Here is a 15,309-nt window from a genome sequence, read left to right on the forward strand (position 1 = left end):
TTCAATAAGACATAATTTGCTGATTCATATAAAAAATTCTTTTTTTCAAAAGTTTATTCAACAATCCTGCCCTTTAACGGAATAAATGATATTTCCATTTTAACATAATTATCCAATATCCTGTATTAAAGATATAAAGGTAAAAGCACACCATTTCAGTTGTTAAATGGTGTGCGAATCACTTTGCGATTTAGTGTTTTTCACCTCTGAACCGAACCCTTAAATTTGATTCGTGCATGCTCAAATTCACCCTATATCTCTGTCCCATCCTTTTTCACAGCCGTTTTTCAAACGAACTTCTAAAGCTCTCCGACAATTCCTCCACTTCCAGAATCTCTTTGATTGCTTCTACGTTGAACTTATCCTCGTATTTTATCTTATTGACAAACTCAACGGTCACTTTCTTTGGATGAGACGAAATGCGTTCAAGCACATCCCCTTTTCTGATCATGCCTGATTTTTTCACCCGAAAGTAAAATCCGGTATATCTTGTGTTCTGAACCTGAACAGGAAGGTCTTTGACTTCATGTTTCAAAGCAAGCTTAAAGCATGGCTGGCGCGGCTGGCTCACTTCAAGCTCGGCTTCTCCGAGGCGGAAGATGTCTCCTATACAGACTTCTTTTTCAGTCATGCCGCCTATTGTCAGGTTTTCTCCGAAAGCACCTGGCAAGAGCTTAAAACCCAGTGTTTTTTCCCAGTATGAATAGTGATCGGAAAAGTAGGCGCAGACTGCCTTGTCTTCGCCGCCGTGATTTTTCAGGTCAGCCTGTCCGTCTCCTTCCAAATTTGTTTTTTTCAGCATGATCGGCAAATCTGCCGGTTCTTTATAAATGCCGGTTTCAATTTCACGGCCGTTGTGCAGGACTTTTTTCGGCAGTCCAATATTGATAGATACTAGCTTCAAATGATTCCGCTCCTTCACCTTGGTCATACCCTTATTTTGCCACAAAACAGACTTGTGCACATCGAACGTTTTAAAGAAATTGCATAACGGGAATAGTACCGGATGACAGGAGGAATGGAAATGAACAAGTATACAAACCAATTTATCAATGGTGAATGGACAGAAGGATCAAGCGAAAAGACAATTAAAAACATCAATCCGTTCAGCGGTGAAACGATAAACGAATTCCGCTCCGCAGATGATGCTGATTTGGACAGAGCCTACCTTGCTGCAGAAAGAGTGCAAAAAGAGTGGGCAGACTCCCTTCCGCAAAAGAAACAGGAAGTCATGGACAATGTTGCAAAGGCACTTCTTGAACGAAAAGACGAAATTATAGATCTTCTCGTAAATGAATCAGGAAGCACAAAAATAAAAGCAGAAGTCGAGTGGGCGGCAACACTCCGGATTGTCAAAGAAGCAAGTACATTTCCGTACCGGATGGAAGGAAAAATCCTCCCTTCCAACATTCCCGGAAAAGAAAACAGGGTGTACCGGACAGCAAAAGGAGTCATCGGCGTCATCGGCCCGTGGAACTTCCCGCTGCACCTTGCCATGCGATCAGTAGCACCGGCGCTTGCCACAGGTAATACGGTTGTCATTAAGCCTGCATCAGAAGCGCCAATTACTTCGGGCTTTTTAATCGGAGAGCTTTTTGAAAACGCAGGAGCTCCAAAGGGTACAGTGAATGTAGTGGCAGGCCGGGGCTCAGAGATCGGTGATGCCTTTATTGAACACCGCGTTCCAAAGCTCATCTCCTTTACAGGTTCAACGGAAGTCGGCCGCCACATCGGGGAGCTTGCAGGCAAGCACCTGAAGGATACGGCGCTTGAACTCGGCGGTAACAATGTCATGCTCGTGCTGGCAGACGCAGATCTTGAAAAAGCTGCTGAATCCGCGGCCTTCGGGAAATTCCTGCACCAGGGGCAGATCTGCATGGCGCTTAACCGCATCATTGTAGAAGAACGCGTACACGATGACTTCGTTGAGCTTTTCAAACAAAAAGTCGGACAGCTTCAGGCAGGTGATCCATCCGACCCTAAAACAGCTGTCGGCCCGCTGATCAACAGCGATCAGATCGAACGGATTCAGGAAGACCTGGAAGAAAGTCTGAAAGCAGGTGCTGAAAAGATCGCAGGCGGAGCTGTGAACAGAAACGTCATGGAGCCGGTCATTCTTACGCACGTAACGAATGGCATGCCGATTGCCAAAAATGAAATTTTCGGCCCTGTTGCCCCAATACTGAAAGCAAAGGACGAGGCGCACGCCATTGAACTTGCCAACGGATCCCCGTACGGCTTGAGTGGATCCGTCTTTACAAAAGACCTTCACAGAGGCGTCACGGTTGCAAAACAAATCGAAACCGGCATGATTCACGTCAACGACCAGTCTGTTAACGATGAAGCACATGTAGCCTTCGGAGGCGAGAAAGATTCAGGGCTTGGCCGCTTCGGCGGCGAGTGGGCGCTCGATAAATTCACGACCGTCAAATGGATCGGCGTACAGGAAAAAGACCGAACCTATCCGTTTTTCAGCTGATTGCGAATACATGATATAAAAACGAGGCGCTGGAGTAGGCGCCTCGTTTTTTTGTGTGCTATCAAGCTATTCTTTTCAGAGGTTGATGGTTCTTATAAAAGCGTTTAGTGCCATCAAGCTTCATTCTCACGCGGTAGATGGTTCTTATAATCGTTTTTAGTGCAACCAAGCTTCATTCTCATGCGCTTGATGGTACTTATAACCGTTTTTAGTGACATCAAGCTTCTCTTTTCAGCAGTTGATGGTTCCTATAACAGCATTCAGTACCACCAATCTTCATTCGCCTACGCTTTGTGGTCTCAAACCTGATAGCGCTGTCTGCTAATTCCATCAACTCGTAACCCCAGCACCTGCAGCAAGCACCTTGTGGCTGATTGCCTGTATCAGCTCCGGCGGCATCGGGAATGAAACGGCAGCCGGATCCATTGCAACAGCCTTAACGATTTTCTCCGTATCTTGAGGCGCAACACTGTAGTCTCCAAAATCAGACGGCAATCCTGTTTTCTTCTGCATCAGCCTGATTTTTTCAACAACTCGCTCTAATACCGCCTCCGGATCCTTTTCCCCGCTTCCAACATTCAGTGCCTCTGCCAGCTGATGGATTTTAGGCGTATACAGAGCAGGTATTGTCTCCATAACCGCAGGCAGGAAGACTGCATTGGCAAGGCCGTGCGGAATTCGGTACATGGCTCCGTATGCATGGGCAAAATTGTGCACCGGAATGGCATTCAGTGCAAAGCTGAAGGCTGTGATTCCCATGAGACTTGCATGGAGCATGTCCATTCTTGCTTTCAGATTTTCCCCGTCCTCCACGGCTTTCACCAGATTCTGTTCAATCAGGCGGACGGCATGCAGGGCGTATGCATCCGTCAGCGCAGTTGCATTAGGCGATGCATAGGCTTCAATCGCATGGGTCAGAGCATCAAAGCCTGTGAATGCTGTAATAAACGGCGGCAGTCCCGTCGTCAGATCCGGATCCAGGACCGCAATGTCGGCACTGATAAACGGATTGATTATATTTGTTTTCAGCTTCAGATCTTCGTTGTAGATAACGGCAATTGGCGAAACCTCAGATCCGGTTCCAGCTGTTGTCGGTATGGCAATATGCGGGATCGGCATGTGGGAAGCTTCCGGAAACGACTCCATGACAAAACCTCCGGGAATCGCGTCCTTGATGCTTGTTAACCCTTTGTGCAGACAGTATTTCACCCCTTTAACCGTATCAAGCACACTACCTCCGCCAACCGCAAGAAGTGCATCGGCACCGTGTTCCCTAGCAAAACGCAGCGCCTGATCAACACAGCTGCTCTCTGCATCCTGTCTGATATCCGTGTACACACCTGCAAGCACAGGGCCGTTTCCGTGACCTGCCAGCGTGAAAATAGAAGCTACTTTTTCCACTACTCCCGCTTTTTCAAGGCCCTCGTCACTGAAAAGCACGACCCGCTTTGCGCCAAGTCCCCTGAATAAATCCGGGACCATCGCCCGTGTATTGGATCCGCTGTAGATTCCTGAACGCAGCATAAATTGTGAAAAAGTTGTTGTCAGCATCACTTCTCACCTCTCGTTTCAGCTTTTTCAGAAAACAGAATCCCGTACCAGTTGCGTTTATGAAGATCTGTCACCATGGACGTATGAACGTGTTTTACTTGTGTATAGGCATCAAGAGAATGTTTTCCCATCTCCCTGCCAATGCCGCTCTGCTTGTACCCGCCGAACGGTGCATCATTCCGCAGCATGTGCCAGTCGTTGATCCAGACAACGCCAGCCTGCAGCTTTCTGGCAGCTTCATAGGCTTTATTCACATCTCTTGTCCAGACACCTGCAGCAAGACCGTAAATCGTATCGTTCGCCATGGCAATGACTTCATCCATGCTGCTGTATTTGATGACGCAAAGGACAGGACCAAAAATCTCTTCTCTGGCGATTTTCATGTCGTTTGTCACGTTTGTGAAAATCGTCGGTTCAATGAAGGAACCGCCTTCACAGCCGGCCACAGAGATTTCTTTGCCGCCGCATACAAGCTCAGCCCCATCTTCAAGCCCCGAACGGATATAGGAAAGAACGGTTTCCTTCTGCTGTTTAGAGATAAGAGGACCCATATCAGATGCGGGATCGAGAGGATTTCCGGGCTTTATTTTTTTCGCCAGCTGCACAAGCCCCTCGACGACTTCGTCATGCATGCTTTCATGGACGAACAGGCGGGTTCCTGATTCGCAAAGCTGTCCTGAATGGAGAAATACGCCGAAAAGACTTCCTGGCAAAGCAAGGGATAGATCCGCATCTTCAAGAAGAATATTCGGAGACTTTCCTCCAAGCTCAAGGGTCGTATTTTTCACCGTATCAGCCGCAAGCTTCATGATGTTTCTGCCTACTTCCGTCGATCCAGTAAAAGCTACTTTATCAACATCCGGGTGGCGCACCAGTGCTTCACCAGTTTCAGCACCGGGACCGGTGAGAACATTGATGACACCAGGCGGAACAACCTTCGAGATGATTTCAGCAAGCTTTAAAGTCGACAGCGGCGTATAGCTTGCCGGTTTAATGACAATCGTATTTCCCATGGCAAGAGCAGGCGCTATTTTCCACGAGGCAATCAGCATCGGCATGTTCCATGGAGTAATGGCAGCACATACTCCGACCGGCTCCCTCCAGATGAAATTATGGGCAGGCCCCGGAAACGGAGGGACTGGCAGTGTTTCAGAGAATGGATAGTCGAGCACGAATTTACCGAACGTCTGGAACAAGTCGGCCATCTGCAGAATGTCATTGGAGCTGATGCGCCTGATTGTTCCGCCTGAGCTGACGCATTCAAGATAAGCAAGCTCCTCTGCATGCTCTATAATCTCATGGGCAATCGCATACATCACCTTGGAGCGGTCCTTCGGATTCATCTCTCTCCACTCCGCTTGATCAAAGGCAGCTCTTGCCGCCATCACAGCACGGTCAACATCCTCCGCCGTTCCTTTTGCAGCTTTTGCTATTACCTCTCCTGTTGCCGGATTATGCACATCAAACCACTCGTCTGAAGCAGCACTCTCCCACTTTCCATTGATGAAAAGCGGCATTGTCAGCACGTCGACTTTCACACTCATTCGTTTCAGCCTCCTCTTTTTTAAAGTACGCCAACCTCTTTTTCTGTCATTCTGTAAATCTCTTCGATTCTTTTTCCGCGCGCCCTTGCCAAAATATCCATGCGGACAGAGAGCTGCTTCATCGTAAAATTCATTGTATCGTCGATTGTGTGGCCGAACGCCGTTTCTCCGGCCCCGATGCCTTCCTGGTTCAGCTTAATGGCATACGGAGTAAGCTCCTCCATTTTTTGAGCTACTAAATCAAAAATGGAGTCATTCTCGCAAATAAGCCGCTGAAGCAGAAACGTCCCGTAGCCTATGTGCCGTGATTCATCCTTTTTCAGCAGGCCGACACCTTTCAAGAGACCAGGCATAATATTCGCTTCCTCAAGCGACCGGTAAAATGAAAAATAGCCCGTTTCAGCAAGTACTCCCTCAACGAACATGTTGTAGACCGTCGACGCTTCGGCAATGGCTTCCTGCGACTGATCATGCAGCAGCCTGTCCATTGTCCGTGGCAGCAGCTCATAAAAAATCTCTTTATATGTGTCTGTATGATAGACGGACAGATCACCGGTTTCCCCGATTGCATTTAAAGCAAGCCTGAAAAATTCGGTATGCTTGGCTTCCTCAAACAGGAACGTCGTCAAATACATTTCTTCTTCCAGATGGCCTTCCTTGGCAATCGCCATCATCAGCGGCAGCAAATCAAGCGTCACCGCCTCTTCTCCCGCCTGAAACTGCGAAATCAGCCTCAGCACTTCTGTCCTCTGATCCTGATTCATGCCCTGCCAGTCCCGCTGATCCTGTGAAAAATCAATGTCCGACGGATTCCAGATCCCGAAACGCTTCGCTTTTTGATAAAGTCTGAACGGGAGAGAGTCCTCCTGAATGCCCCGCGCACTCGTGGTAATGATTTCACGCTTATTCATCGCTACCTCCTGGAAACTTTTTTTAAAAAACACGGCTTCACGTTTGTAAGTGCTTACATAACTATTTTACAATGGGAAGTGGAACCCTCATATTCCTGAAAAAGTAGGGGAGGAAATTGTCGAATGATAGATTCCAGAGTGAGAGATTATGTACGTGAAACACATAAGATCCATGACTTTTCCAAAAAATGCGAACGGATGGTACTCGGGTGCATCCGCTTCTTCCCGTTCAAGCGGGCAACTCTCTTTACATACTCCGCCTTCAGTAATATCGGGGAAGGCCTCATCCAGGCAGAAGAAGGAAAAATCACCTCCGTCAAATGGATCAAAGAAGATGTCCGAACCATTCCGCCAGTCTATCACGCTCTCAAAAACAACAAGCTCCGGCTCCTTGACCTCACAGAAAGCAACGTCCCTTTTCCCGAAAAATACATTCAGCAGTTTGACCTCTCAACCATTGCCGTCATCCCGATCAGCCAGTCCAACCATGTCATCGGCTGTGTTCTGGCCGATCAGTACACTGGCTGCAGCCAGTCCATCCACACCCAGCTCGAACAGCTTTCCAGCTACTTTCAGGAATTTTTCACACACCGGCCTGCGCACAGGCTCAGCAGGCGTGAAACCGAAGTCCTTCAGCACCTTGCAAACGGCCTCTGCATGAAAGAAATGGCACACTCCATGAACATAAGCGAATACACCGTCCGCGACTACCTCAGCGCCGTTATCCGGAAACTCGGCGTCAGGCACAGAGCAGAAGCTGTGGCGGAGGGGCTAAGAAGGGGAATCATTGTATGAAGAAAGCGGCTGCTGTCGGAAGTACTGTAAGCCGGAAGTGGATACTGCTGGAATGCCGATGCGGTTTAGCCTGAACAAGCATAAAAATAAAAACCCTGTATAAGAGTCTGAATCTGACTTTTTACAGGGTTTGCTTTAACCTTAAAAGTGAAAGGAGAGATATACAGATGGAAAGGGAAAAATTAAAAATATTCACTGACATTTCGTTCTATATTGCTCTTTTCGCATTAATCTCTATTCCGTGTTCTGTTTATATCTCTGGACTGAGTATATTGGGACTTCTTGCATTTTTTGCTACCTTTATCGGGATTCCATTAAGTATTCTTTCAATGTTCAGCAAAGAGAGCGCAATTAAAAGAATTTTTGCATTGCTTGTAAATTTACTGCCTCTAAGTATTATGGTATATGCTCTAATAGCAGAGTTTACAGATGAGTTTCTTCGAAGTGCTCCTTAAATACGGGCAAAATTGTAAAAGCTTTAATCGAATGAGATGCATATGAGTTCTACTCCAAAACTCTACCCAAGCGGGCTCCCCATCACCGGACGCCTCATGCACTCATCCGTCTCAAACCCGAACTGTCTGTAAAGACCATGCGCATCCTTTGTGGCAAGCCCGAACTTTGTGTTAATTAAATCCGGATGATCCAGAACGCATTGTACGAGCCATTTTCCGAGTCCTTCTCCTCTGGCGCTGTCGTCAATGACTACATCCATCAGCCAGGAGAAGACGGCGCGGTCTGTTATGACTCTCGCAAACCCAAGCTGGGTGCCGCTGCTGTCATAGAGTCCGAAACTGAGTGAATTCCGCACGCTTTCTTCAATCACGTGCACGGGCCTGCCTTTTGCCCAGTACTGGTTGCCGATCCATCCGGCAATCTTGTCTATTTGCAGCAGATTCTGTTCGTCTGATACGAAAAACCCTTCTTTTTTCCAGATCATCCTTACCATCTCCTTAAACGATTATCTGACTAGATTATAACGGATGTCTCAAGGGTATTGTGATTGTAATGGAGGCGATTTTTGATATGAAAACGATTCATCTTATCGTACACGGCCACATCCAGGGTGTCGGGTTCCGTTATTTCGCTCAGACCACAGCCCAATCCAAAAAAGTAACCGGTTGGGTGAAAAATCAAGAAGACGGTACAGTCGAAGCTGTAGCGCAGGGTACGGAGAACCAGCTGCAGTCCTTCGTCCACACCCTGCGTTCGGGAAACCGCTATGCAAGGGTGGAGGAAATAAAAGTAAGCGAAGCAGATCAAGACCAAACATACGCCGGATTCAAAATCATCCGCTAGCTGTTTTTCTCAGCTTCGTTTTCTTTATGACGGCTCCTATGACAACAGCTGTCAGAAGGAGCCCGCCTCCAATCCAGATGCTCCCAAAGTGCAAAAGACTTTTACCGATTGCCGCTAATGCGTTCATGCCAATTCCTCCTCAAAGGATAGGTTTGCCGGCTCATCATGAAGGTGGGAGGTAAACTCAATATTTGTAGTGGGGACCGTCTCGTCGACTTCCTCAAATTTCAGCTCGTCCACCCATATTCTGCCTCCTCCCGAAAGCAGCGCTCCAATTGAAATGACCGCACTTTCTTCCGGAATATCAAGGACGATGGAGCAATAATGCCATTCTGTATCCTTCGTGATCGGTCTGTCTCCCATGTTGTCAAATCGGAGAACATCCTGAAGGGCATTGTCCACTCTCATCCACAGTCCGCAAAATCCATCCAAATGTTCAGCCCGAATAAATCCGGAGAACTTATAGCGTTTCCCCTTATACTTATCCGCTTTTATTTCCTGCATCATCGTTGCAAATTCACCCTGATGCTGCACGCTTTTGGCAGCTAAATACCCTGAGCTTTTTCCAGAATGATAGACTTTCCTGTCCAGTCCCATTTCGTAATTGAAGGGATGACTTCCGCTTAGGACCCATCCTTTTACACCGTGATTCTCCATAGTTATCTCCTCTTTCTGCATCGTCAGGCTCGCCATTATTTTCCGGTAAGTGCCCGGCGGCAGCCTGTATATTTTTTTAAACGCCCTGGTGAATGATTCCTGGCTGTCAAATTGATAGGATAGAGCGATGTCGAGTATTTTTTTATCTGTATAAAGCAGCATTTTTGCTGCATCCGCTATGCGCCTCGTTCTTACATATTCAGATGGGGTCATTCCAAACTCCCTCTGGAAAAGCCTGTGAAAGTGGAATTTAGAGTATCCGGCTTCACGGGCAATCGTCTCAAGCGGCAGCTCTTCCTGCAGATGATGTTCGATATAGGCAATTGTCTTTTGAAGGGCTGTATCCATTTCCTCACCTCTTACTGAGAGTTTACCAGGAAAACTTCTCCTTTTTTTGATTTTTCTTGCTAAAAAAGAACCCCCATTTAATAACAGGAGTTCTGTCATGCATCATTTGATCTCAATATTTCCCGCGTACTGCGCCCATCCCCTGTCAGCATCAAGCTCCACTACAAGGATGTACGTCCCTTTTTCTTCCGGAAAAGTAAAGGAACGCTGTTTATTTAATGGCAGTTCCTCATCGGCTCCGTCTTTCCAGAGGACAGCATTCAGATCTTCCACCTTGAAATCTTCACTGTCAAACAGAAGTTCTATTTTTTGCCCAGGCTGAAACGTCAGCTGCTTTTGTTCATTTGCATACGACAGGACGTCGTCAATCCGTTTTTCTTCATACTCGCTGTTTTCACCCGTCCACTTGATGTTTGCCTCTGTCAGCTTTTCAGACTGGGAACTGTCCAAATCGGATAAAGTTACGGAAGGCGGGGTGAAATCGTAGTCTTCCGCAATACAGCCTGATAGTAAAACCACTAGAAAAATGCTTGTGATGACCTTCAATCTTATTATCATGTAATCTCCCTCTTCATCTTAAGAGTTTTTCAGGAACGCATGCAGCGTCTGAGAATAGAGGTCAGGCTGCTCCCTGTGTACAAGATGTCCGGCAAATGGAATGACAGCGATATGGATTGCTGAGTGCAGCTGCTTATACGCAACAGCAGCCTCGACTTCCAGCTCCTGATTCTCACCCACGAGACAGAAAACCGGAATCTCTATTCCGGAAACATCGCCTGTCGCGTGAAAAGGATAAAAGTCAGCTTCATTAAAAGATTGCATCAGGGATTTCCAGTCATTCTTCCCGTGAGTTTCGTTCAAGAACGCAACAGCTTCTTCATTCGCAAACAAGTGCTCATAATGTTCTGCTTCTTCTATTAACAGTTCAGCCCAGTTAACAGGCTCTTTCGGGAGAACTCCTGAAAAACAAAGTGATTTCACTTTCTCAGGGTACTCTTTTGCAAAAAGTAATGCAGTTATTCCCCCTACAGAAACCCCCGCTATGTGACACTGGTCAATCCCGAGATGATTGAGTGTTTCTTTCAGATCCTGCACGCATCGAACAAAATAATGATCAATCTCTCCCCCCGACTTCCCATGACCCCTTAGATCAGGTCTGATCACTTTGAAGTTTTTCGATGAAAAAAACTCGCTCTGCTCGCTGTATTCCGTATCACCTGTCATTCCGCCAGAATGAATAAGGACGAGAGGCTCTCCTTCTCCCGATACATATGTATGCAAAATCATCCATGCTTCCCCCTGTGCATGACCGTATTTACCGGCCATCATTATATATGTAAAATCACACTTCCCCAGTACAAAAAACTCATTGTGAGAAAAACAACCGTAAACACTTTGACCGTTGCCGGCAATCTTCCTTTAAAGTATATAAAACCAATGCCGGCCAATATGTGAAAGCTGATAAAAATAAGCCAACTCATTTGGTTCACCTCTTTAAGACTGGAATGACTTTGGCAACTTGTGCTGCGTACACGCTTTGTATTCAAATCCGGCTTTTACTGCACTTATCTCCGCTCCAGATTCACTCTAAGTGTTCTTATCCTGCTTTAACAACACTTATCACCGCTCAAACTTCACTCTAAGTGTCCTTAACCAAACTACCTTCATTTTCCATTTTATCACAATCAAATCCTCCGCAATACAAAAAAACACCCGCCATTCAGAATGACGGATGCGCTGATTGATTAATACGCTTTTTCCTGATAAAAATAATTCGGCTTCACGATTTTGTTTTTATACTGATTATGAAAGATGTGGGTTGTCGCTGGAGACATTGGCGGTATGAGCCAAGTCCAGTCACCTGTTACTTCGCGTCCGGCTGTTGATTCGTTGTGTTCGAATCGTTTAAATTGCTGGGCAGCCGTATGATGGTCCACAATGCTCGCGCCTGCTGTCTTGAAGGAGTGCAGCACGGCTCTGTTCAGTTCCACAAGAGCCCGGTCTTTCCATAATGTTGCTTGTGTTGACGTGTCAAGCCCCAGGAGCTCAGCCACTTTCGGCAGCATATTATACCGGTTTTCATCGGCAAGGTTTCTGGCGCCTATTTCCGTTCCCATGTACCAGCCGTTAAAAGGAGCGGCCGGGAATGTGATGCCCCCGATTTCAAGCTTCATATCGGAAATGATCGGAACGGCGTACCACCTGGCCCCAAGTTCTTCGAGCTCGGGATAGTCAGGATGTGTAATCGGGACCTGCATGACGATTTCATCCGGGATTTCGTACCACACAGGCGCTCCCCCTGCGACTTCTATGACAAGCGGAAGGAGATCATAGGCTGTCCCCTTTCCTTTCCATCCGAGCGCGAGACATTCTTTTGTAAATGCAACTGAACCGGGGTCTCCGACAACGCCTGAATCTGTCTCATACCCTGCATATCTCAGCAGCTGATGATTCCAGATTCTCACAGGTGCCTGTCCATCCTGTTCCGGCTTAAAGATTGTGATTAACGGACGGATTCTTCCTCCGTTTGTTGCAAATTCTATATGTGAGAACAGCGCGTCCCTTATTTCCTCAGGTGTTTCAAGATGCCTTGCATCCGCAACGCGGAGTGTATTCCAGAACAGGCGGCCGATGCATTTGTTGCTGTTCCGCCAGGCCATTTTTGCGCCGTGCTCAAGTTCTTCTGACGTAAGATCAATAGTTCTGTTCCGTTCAAACCGGGATTTAACCTGAAGCAGGCGTGCAGTTGTTTCTTCTTGCGTTTTCTCAAGCTCCCGGTAGCACTCGATAATAAACTGCTCTGCTTCTGATATGATTTCAAGCTTGGTATTCATAAGAGCCTCCTAAATTGCCGGACTTCTATGTAAAGACTTACGGTATTTTTATGACAATAGATCATTTTTTTCTATATAAAGTATAGCATCTCACTTTGCACACACTTTTACTACAACCAACACTTTCATGAACTTTTCTATTCGGAAAAAACATTTTGCTGGCATCATCTTTTAAAACTATACATATCAAGGGGTTTACCTCATCTGGAAAAAGTATTCTATAAAAATATGAAAAAAGTATTATTTTTTTGTTGCAATGTGAAAGCCCTTTAATTAAAATAGGTTTATGCAAGCGATTGCACATTTTGCACTCATAGTTGCACACCACACATTAAAAAATAATGTAAGCGATTTTGCTATTAAATGAATTCGTTTACACCTATTATACTTACAGGAGAAAGAAGGACAAAAAGATGAAGAACTTATTATCATTCGATTTTTGGCAAAAGTTCGGTAAAGCCTTAATGGTCGTAGTAGCCGTAATGCCTGCAGCCGGTATCATGATCTCACTCGGCAAGCTTATTGCAATGACAGGCGGAGACATCACGCTCGTGCAAACGATTGCACGTGTAATGGAAGATATCGGGTGGGGAATCATCACGAATCTTCACATTCTGTTCGCTGTAGCCATCGGGGGATCCTGGGCTAAAGAACGTGCAGGCGGAGCATTCGCAGCACTTATCGCATTCGTACTGATTAACCGCATCACAGGTGCTATCTTCGGAGTTAATGCTGCAATGCTTGCAGATCCTGAAGCAACAGTAAACTCTCTTTTCGGACAAGAACTGATTGTTAAAGATTACTTTACTTCTGTACTTGGCGCTCCTGCACTGAACATGGGCGTGTTTGTCGGAATCATCGCAGGTTTCCTTGGTGCAAACCTGTTCAATAAATATTACAACTACAGCAAGCTTCCTGAATCACTTTCATTCTTTAACGGTAAACGTTTTGTGCCTTTCGCAGTAATTGGAGGTTCAGTTGTAACTGCTATCGTTCTTTCACTAGTATGGCCGTTTATTCAAGGTTTGCTTAACGACTTTGGACAATGGATTGCAACATCACGCAACACCGCTCCAGTTGTTGCACCATTCATCTTCGGTGCCCTTGAGCGTCTGCTTCTCCCATTCGGTCTTCACCACATGCTGACTGTACCGATGAACTATACGTCACTTGGCGGAACGTATCAAATTCTTACTGGCGGAAGCGCCGGTTCAACTGTTGCAGGTCAGGATCCGCTTTGGCTTGCATGGATTGCCGATCTGAACAACTTCCTAGCTGCAGGTGATACTGCAAGCTACAACAAACTGCTTGAAGAAGTAACTCCAGCCCGTTTCAAGGTTGGACAAATGATTCTTTCAACTGCTTCTCTTATCGGTATCGCTTTTGCCATGTACCGCAATGTTGATAAGGAAAAACGCACGAAATACAAATCAATGTTCCTATCTGCAGGTCTTGCCGTTTTCTTAACAGGTGTAACTGAGCCAATCGAATTTATGTTCATGTTCGCTGCACCGCTATTATATGTTGTATACGCAATTACAACAGGTCTTGCATTCGCAATCGTCGATATTATCGACATCCGCGTTCACTCATTTGGATTCATTGAGCTTCTGACTCGTACACCGATGATCATTAAAGCAGGATTATGGCTTGACCTTGTCAACTTCTTCCTTGCATGTGCCGTGTTCTTCGGACTGAACTTTGGAATTGCGAACTTCCTGATCAAACGTTTCAACTTCCCGACTCCGGGACGCAACGGAAACTACATCGATTCTGAAGAGCCTGCTGCAAAAACAACAGGTGAAGTAAACAAAGACTCTCAAGCTTCTGCGATTATTACTTTGCTTGGCGGTTCTGGTAATATTGAAGATGTAGATGCTTGTATGACACGTCTTCGCGTAACAGTCAAAGACCCTGCTATTGTTGCAAATGAAGCGCAATGGAAAGAAAACGGCGCTCTTGGGTTAATCATTAAAGACAAAGGCGTTCAAGCCATCTACGGACCGAAAGCAGATGTTTTAAAATCTGACATTCAAGATACGTTAGGAGCTTAAACGATGAAATTATTAACGCTTAATTGTCATTCCTGGCAAGAAGAAAATCAGATGGAAAAAATCAGGACGCTCGCGCTTGCCATCAAGGAACAGTCTTATGATGTGATTGCCCTTCAGGAGGTAAGCCAGCGGGTGGAAGAGCCCGTCCTGTATGACGGAGTCAAAAAAAACAATTATGCGTTAGTGCTGCTTGATGAACTGAAAAAACTCGGTGTTGCCGGATATAAGCTGGTATGGGGATTTGCCCATATCGGCTATCCGGGCTTTGAAGAAGGCTTAGCCATTCTGACAAAGCATCCGGTAGTTGACTCAGAAGTGTTTTCCGTCACAAAAGGCAAAAACACTGACTACTGGAAAACCCGTTCCATCGTCCGTGCGGATATTGACTATAACGGACAGGAAATTTCTTTTTACTCCTGTCACCTCGGCTGGTGGCACGATGAAGAGGAACCTTGCAAATACCAGCTCGACTCTCTTCTTCAAAAGGTTGACCTTGATAAGCCTTCCTTTTTAATGGGAGACTTCAATAACAGCGCCGAAGTGAGAGATGAAGGCTATGATTATCTTCTGTCACATGATTTGTATGACACGTACGAGCTTGCAGAAGACAAAGACTCAGGCATCACGGTAAAAGGAAAAATTGCCGGATGGGATGAAAATAAGAAAGATTTGAGAATTGACCTGATCCTAGTGAACAAGGAAGTAAACGTCCATTCTTCAAAGGTTATTTTCAATGATGACAACAGACCGGTTGTTTCTGACCATTACGGGGTTGAAATTGAAATCAGCATGTAATACCAGGGCTGCTTCTTTAAAAGAGGCAGCTTTTTTGTATGA

17 protein-coding genes are annotated in these 15,309 nt (G+C 46.1%); 6 read left to right on the forward strand and 11 right to left on the reverse strand.

Features of this window, described 5'->3' with window-relative positions; genetic code table 11:
• Nucleotides 1–274 precede the first annotated feature (274 nt).
• A complete protein-coding gene (locus ACTSEZ_RS15595; RefSeq protein ID WP_369735146.1) occupies nucleotides 275–931 on the reverse strand; it encodes an MOSC domain-containing protein in 657 nt (218 codons plus the stop codon).
• An 87-nt stretch (nucleotides 932–1,018) separates the two neighbouring features.
• On the opposite strand from ACTSEZ_RS15595, the gene ACTSEZ_RS15600 reads away from it, so the two are divergent.
• Nucleotides 1,019–2,479 (forward strand): aldehyde dehydrogenase family protein, encoded by a 1,461-nt coding sequence (locus ACTSEZ_RS15600; protein WP_369735370.1) that lies wholly within the window; start codon nucleotides 1,019–1,021, stop codon nucleotides 2,477–2,479.
• A 330-nt stretch (nucleotides 2,480–2,809) separates the two neighbouring features.
• Here ACTSEZ_RS15600 and ACTSEZ_RS15605 read toward each other — a convergent pair whose 3' ends face one another.
• From ACTSEZ_RS15605 to ACTSEZ_RS15615, 3 genes are read right to left on the reverse strand one after another with little or no spacing between them, the layout of a single operon-like run.
• Entirely contained in the window at nucleotides 2,810–4,030 is a 1,221-nt protein-coding gene (locus ACTSEZ_RS15605; RefSeq protein ID WP_369735147.1) for an iron-containing alcohol dehydrogenase, read from the reverse strand.
• The gene (locus tag ACTSEZ_RS15610; protein ID WP_369735149.1) at nucleotides 4,030–5,574 is read right to left on the reverse strand and encodes an aldehyde dehydrogenase family protein; all 1,545 of its coding nucleotides are present in this window, start codon (nucleotides 5,572–5,574) and stop codon (nucleotides 4,030–4,032) included. The genes ACTSEZ_RS15605 and ACTSEZ_RS15610 overlap by 1 nt, the downstream gene beginning before the upstream one ends.
• A gap of 20 nt (nucleotides 5,575–5,594) precedes the next feature.
• Nucleotides 5,595–6,485: a R2-like ligand-binding oxidase gene (locus ACTSEZ_RS15615; RefSeq protein ID WP_369735150.1), complete on the reverse strand. Its 891-nt coding sequence runs from the start codon at nucleotides 6,483–6,485 to the stop codon at nucleotides 5,595–5,597.
• 123 nt (nucleotides 6,486–6,608) lie between these two features.
• On the opposite strand from ACTSEZ_RS15615, the gene ACTSEZ_RS15620 reads away from it, so the two are divergent.
• Together ACTSEZ_RS15620 and ACTSEZ_RS15625 are read left to right on the forward strand one after the other, a co-directional pair.
• On the forward strand, nucleotides 6,609–7,280 hold the full coding sequence (locus tag ACTSEZ_RS15620; RefSeq protein ID WP_342825503.1) for a response regulator transcription factor: 672 nt from the start codon (nucleotides 6,609–6,611) through the stop codon (nucleotides 7,278–7,280).
• 167 nt (nucleotides 7,281–7,447) lie between these two features.
• Nucleotides 7,448–7,735, forward strand: coding sequence for a 2-acyl-glycerophospho-ethanolamine acyltransferase (locus ACTSEZ_RS15625; RefSeq protein ID WP_369735151.1), 288 nt, complete (start codon nucleotides 7,448–7,450; stop codon nucleotides 7,733–7,735).
• A gap of 62 nt (nucleotides 7,736–7,797) precedes the next feature.
• Here ACTSEZ_RS15625 and ACTSEZ_RS15630 read toward each other — a convergent pair whose 3' ends face one another.
• Nucleotides 7,798–8,220, reverse strand: a complete 423-nt coding sequence (locus ACTSEZ_RS15630) for a GNAT family N-acetyltransferase (RefSeq protein ID WP_369735152.1) — start codon at nucleotides 8,218–8,220, stop codon at nucleotides 7,798–7,800.
• Between the two features lie 86 nt (nucleotides 8,221–8,306).
• Here ACTSEZ_RS15630 and ACTSEZ_RS15635 point away from each other — a divergent pair, with 86 nt between their 5' ends.
• The gene (locus ACTSEZ_RS15635) at nucleotides 8,307–8,579 is read left to right on the forward strand and encodes an acylphosphatase (protein ID WP_369735154.1); all 273 of its coding nucleotides are present in this window, start codon (nucleotides 8,307–8,309) and stop codon (nucleotides 8,577–8,579) included.
• On the opposite strand, the gene ACTSEZ_RS15640 is transcribed toward ACTSEZ_RS15635, so the two are convergent.
• The 6 genes from ACTSEZ_RS15640 to ACTSEZ_RS15665 all read right to left on the reverse strand — a co-directional run bounded on the left by ACTSEZ_RS15640 (nucleotide 8,569) and on the right by ACTSEZ_RS15665 (nucleotide 12,418).
• Nucleotides 8,569–8,706 carry a hypothetical protein gene (locus ACTSEZ_RS15640; RefSeq protein ID WP_369735156.1) on the reverse strand — a complete coding sequence of 46 codons (138 nt, stop codon included), beginning with the start codon at nucleotides 8,704–8,706 and terminating at the stop codon, nucleotides 8,569–8,571. The two genes, ACTSEZ_RS15635 and ACTSEZ_RS15640, sit on opposite strands and share 11 nt — an antisense overlap.
• Nucleotides 8,703–9,584, reverse strand: coding sequence for a helix-turn-helix transcriptional regulator (locus ACTSEZ_RS15645; protein WP_369735157.1), 882 nt, complete (start codon nucleotides 9,582–9,584; stop codon nucleotides 8,703–8,705). The genes ACTSEZ_RS15640 and ACTSEZ_RS15645 overlap by 4 nt, the downstream gene beginning before the upstream one ends.
• Before the next feature lie 102 nt (nucleotides 9,585–9,686).
• On the reverse strand, nucleotides 9,687–10,142 hold the full coding sequence (locus ACTSEZ_RS15650) for a hypothetical protein (RefSeq protein WP_369735158.1): 456 nt from the start codon (nucleotides 10,140–10,142) through the stop codon (nucleotides 9,687–9,689).
• An 18-nt stretch (nucleotides 10,143–10,160) separates the two neighbouring features.
• Nucleotides 10,161–10,871 carry an alpha/beta fold hydrolase gene (locus tag ACTSEZ_RS15655; RefSeq protein ID WP_369735159.1) on the reverse strand — a complete coding sequence of 237 codons (711 nt, stop codon included), beginning with the start codon at nucleotides 10,869–10,871 and terminating at the stop codon, nucleotides 10,161–10,163.
• 41 nt (nucleotides 10,872–10,912) lie between these two features.
• Nucleotides 10,913–11,065: a hypothetical protein gene (locus ACTSEZ_RS15660; RefSeq protein WP_369735160.1), complete on the reverse strand. Its 153-nt coding sequence runs from the start codon at nucleotides 11,063–11,065 to the stop codon at nucleotides 10,913–10,915.
• A gap of 264 nt (nucleotides 11,066–11,329) precedes the next feature.
• Nucleotides 11,330–12,418 carry a nitric oxide synthase oxygenase gene (locus ACTSEZ_RS15665; RefSeq protein ID WP_369735162.1) on the reverse strand — a complete coding sequence of 363 codons (1,089 nt, stop codon included), beginning with the start codon at nucleotides 12,416–12,418 and terminating at the stop codon, nucleotides 11,330–11,332.
• Between the two features lie 413 nt (nucleotides 12,419–12,831).
• Between ACTSEZ_RS15665 and ACTSEZ_RS15670 the strand changes: the two genes are divergently transcribed.
• Nucleotides 12,832–14,472, forward strand: coding sequence for a PTS transporter subunit IIBC (locus tag ACTSEZ_RS15670; protein WP_029285816.1), 1,641 nt, complete (start codon nucleotides 12,832–12,834; stop codon nucleotides 14,470–14,472).
• Between the two features lie 3 nt (nucleotides 14,473–14,475).
• A complete protein-coding gene (locus ACTSEZ_RS15675; protein WP_369735164.1) occupies nucleotides 14,476–15,267 on the forward strand; it encodes an endonuclease/exonuclease/phosphatase family protein in 792 nt (263 codons plus the stop codon).
• The last annotated feature ends 42 nt before the right edge of the window (nucleotides 15,268–15,309 follow it).

It is taken from the genome of Metabacillus mesotrionivorans (genome assembly GCF_052171315.1).
Lineage (GTDB): Bacteria > Bacillota > Bacilli > Bacillales > Bacillaceae > Bacillus_P.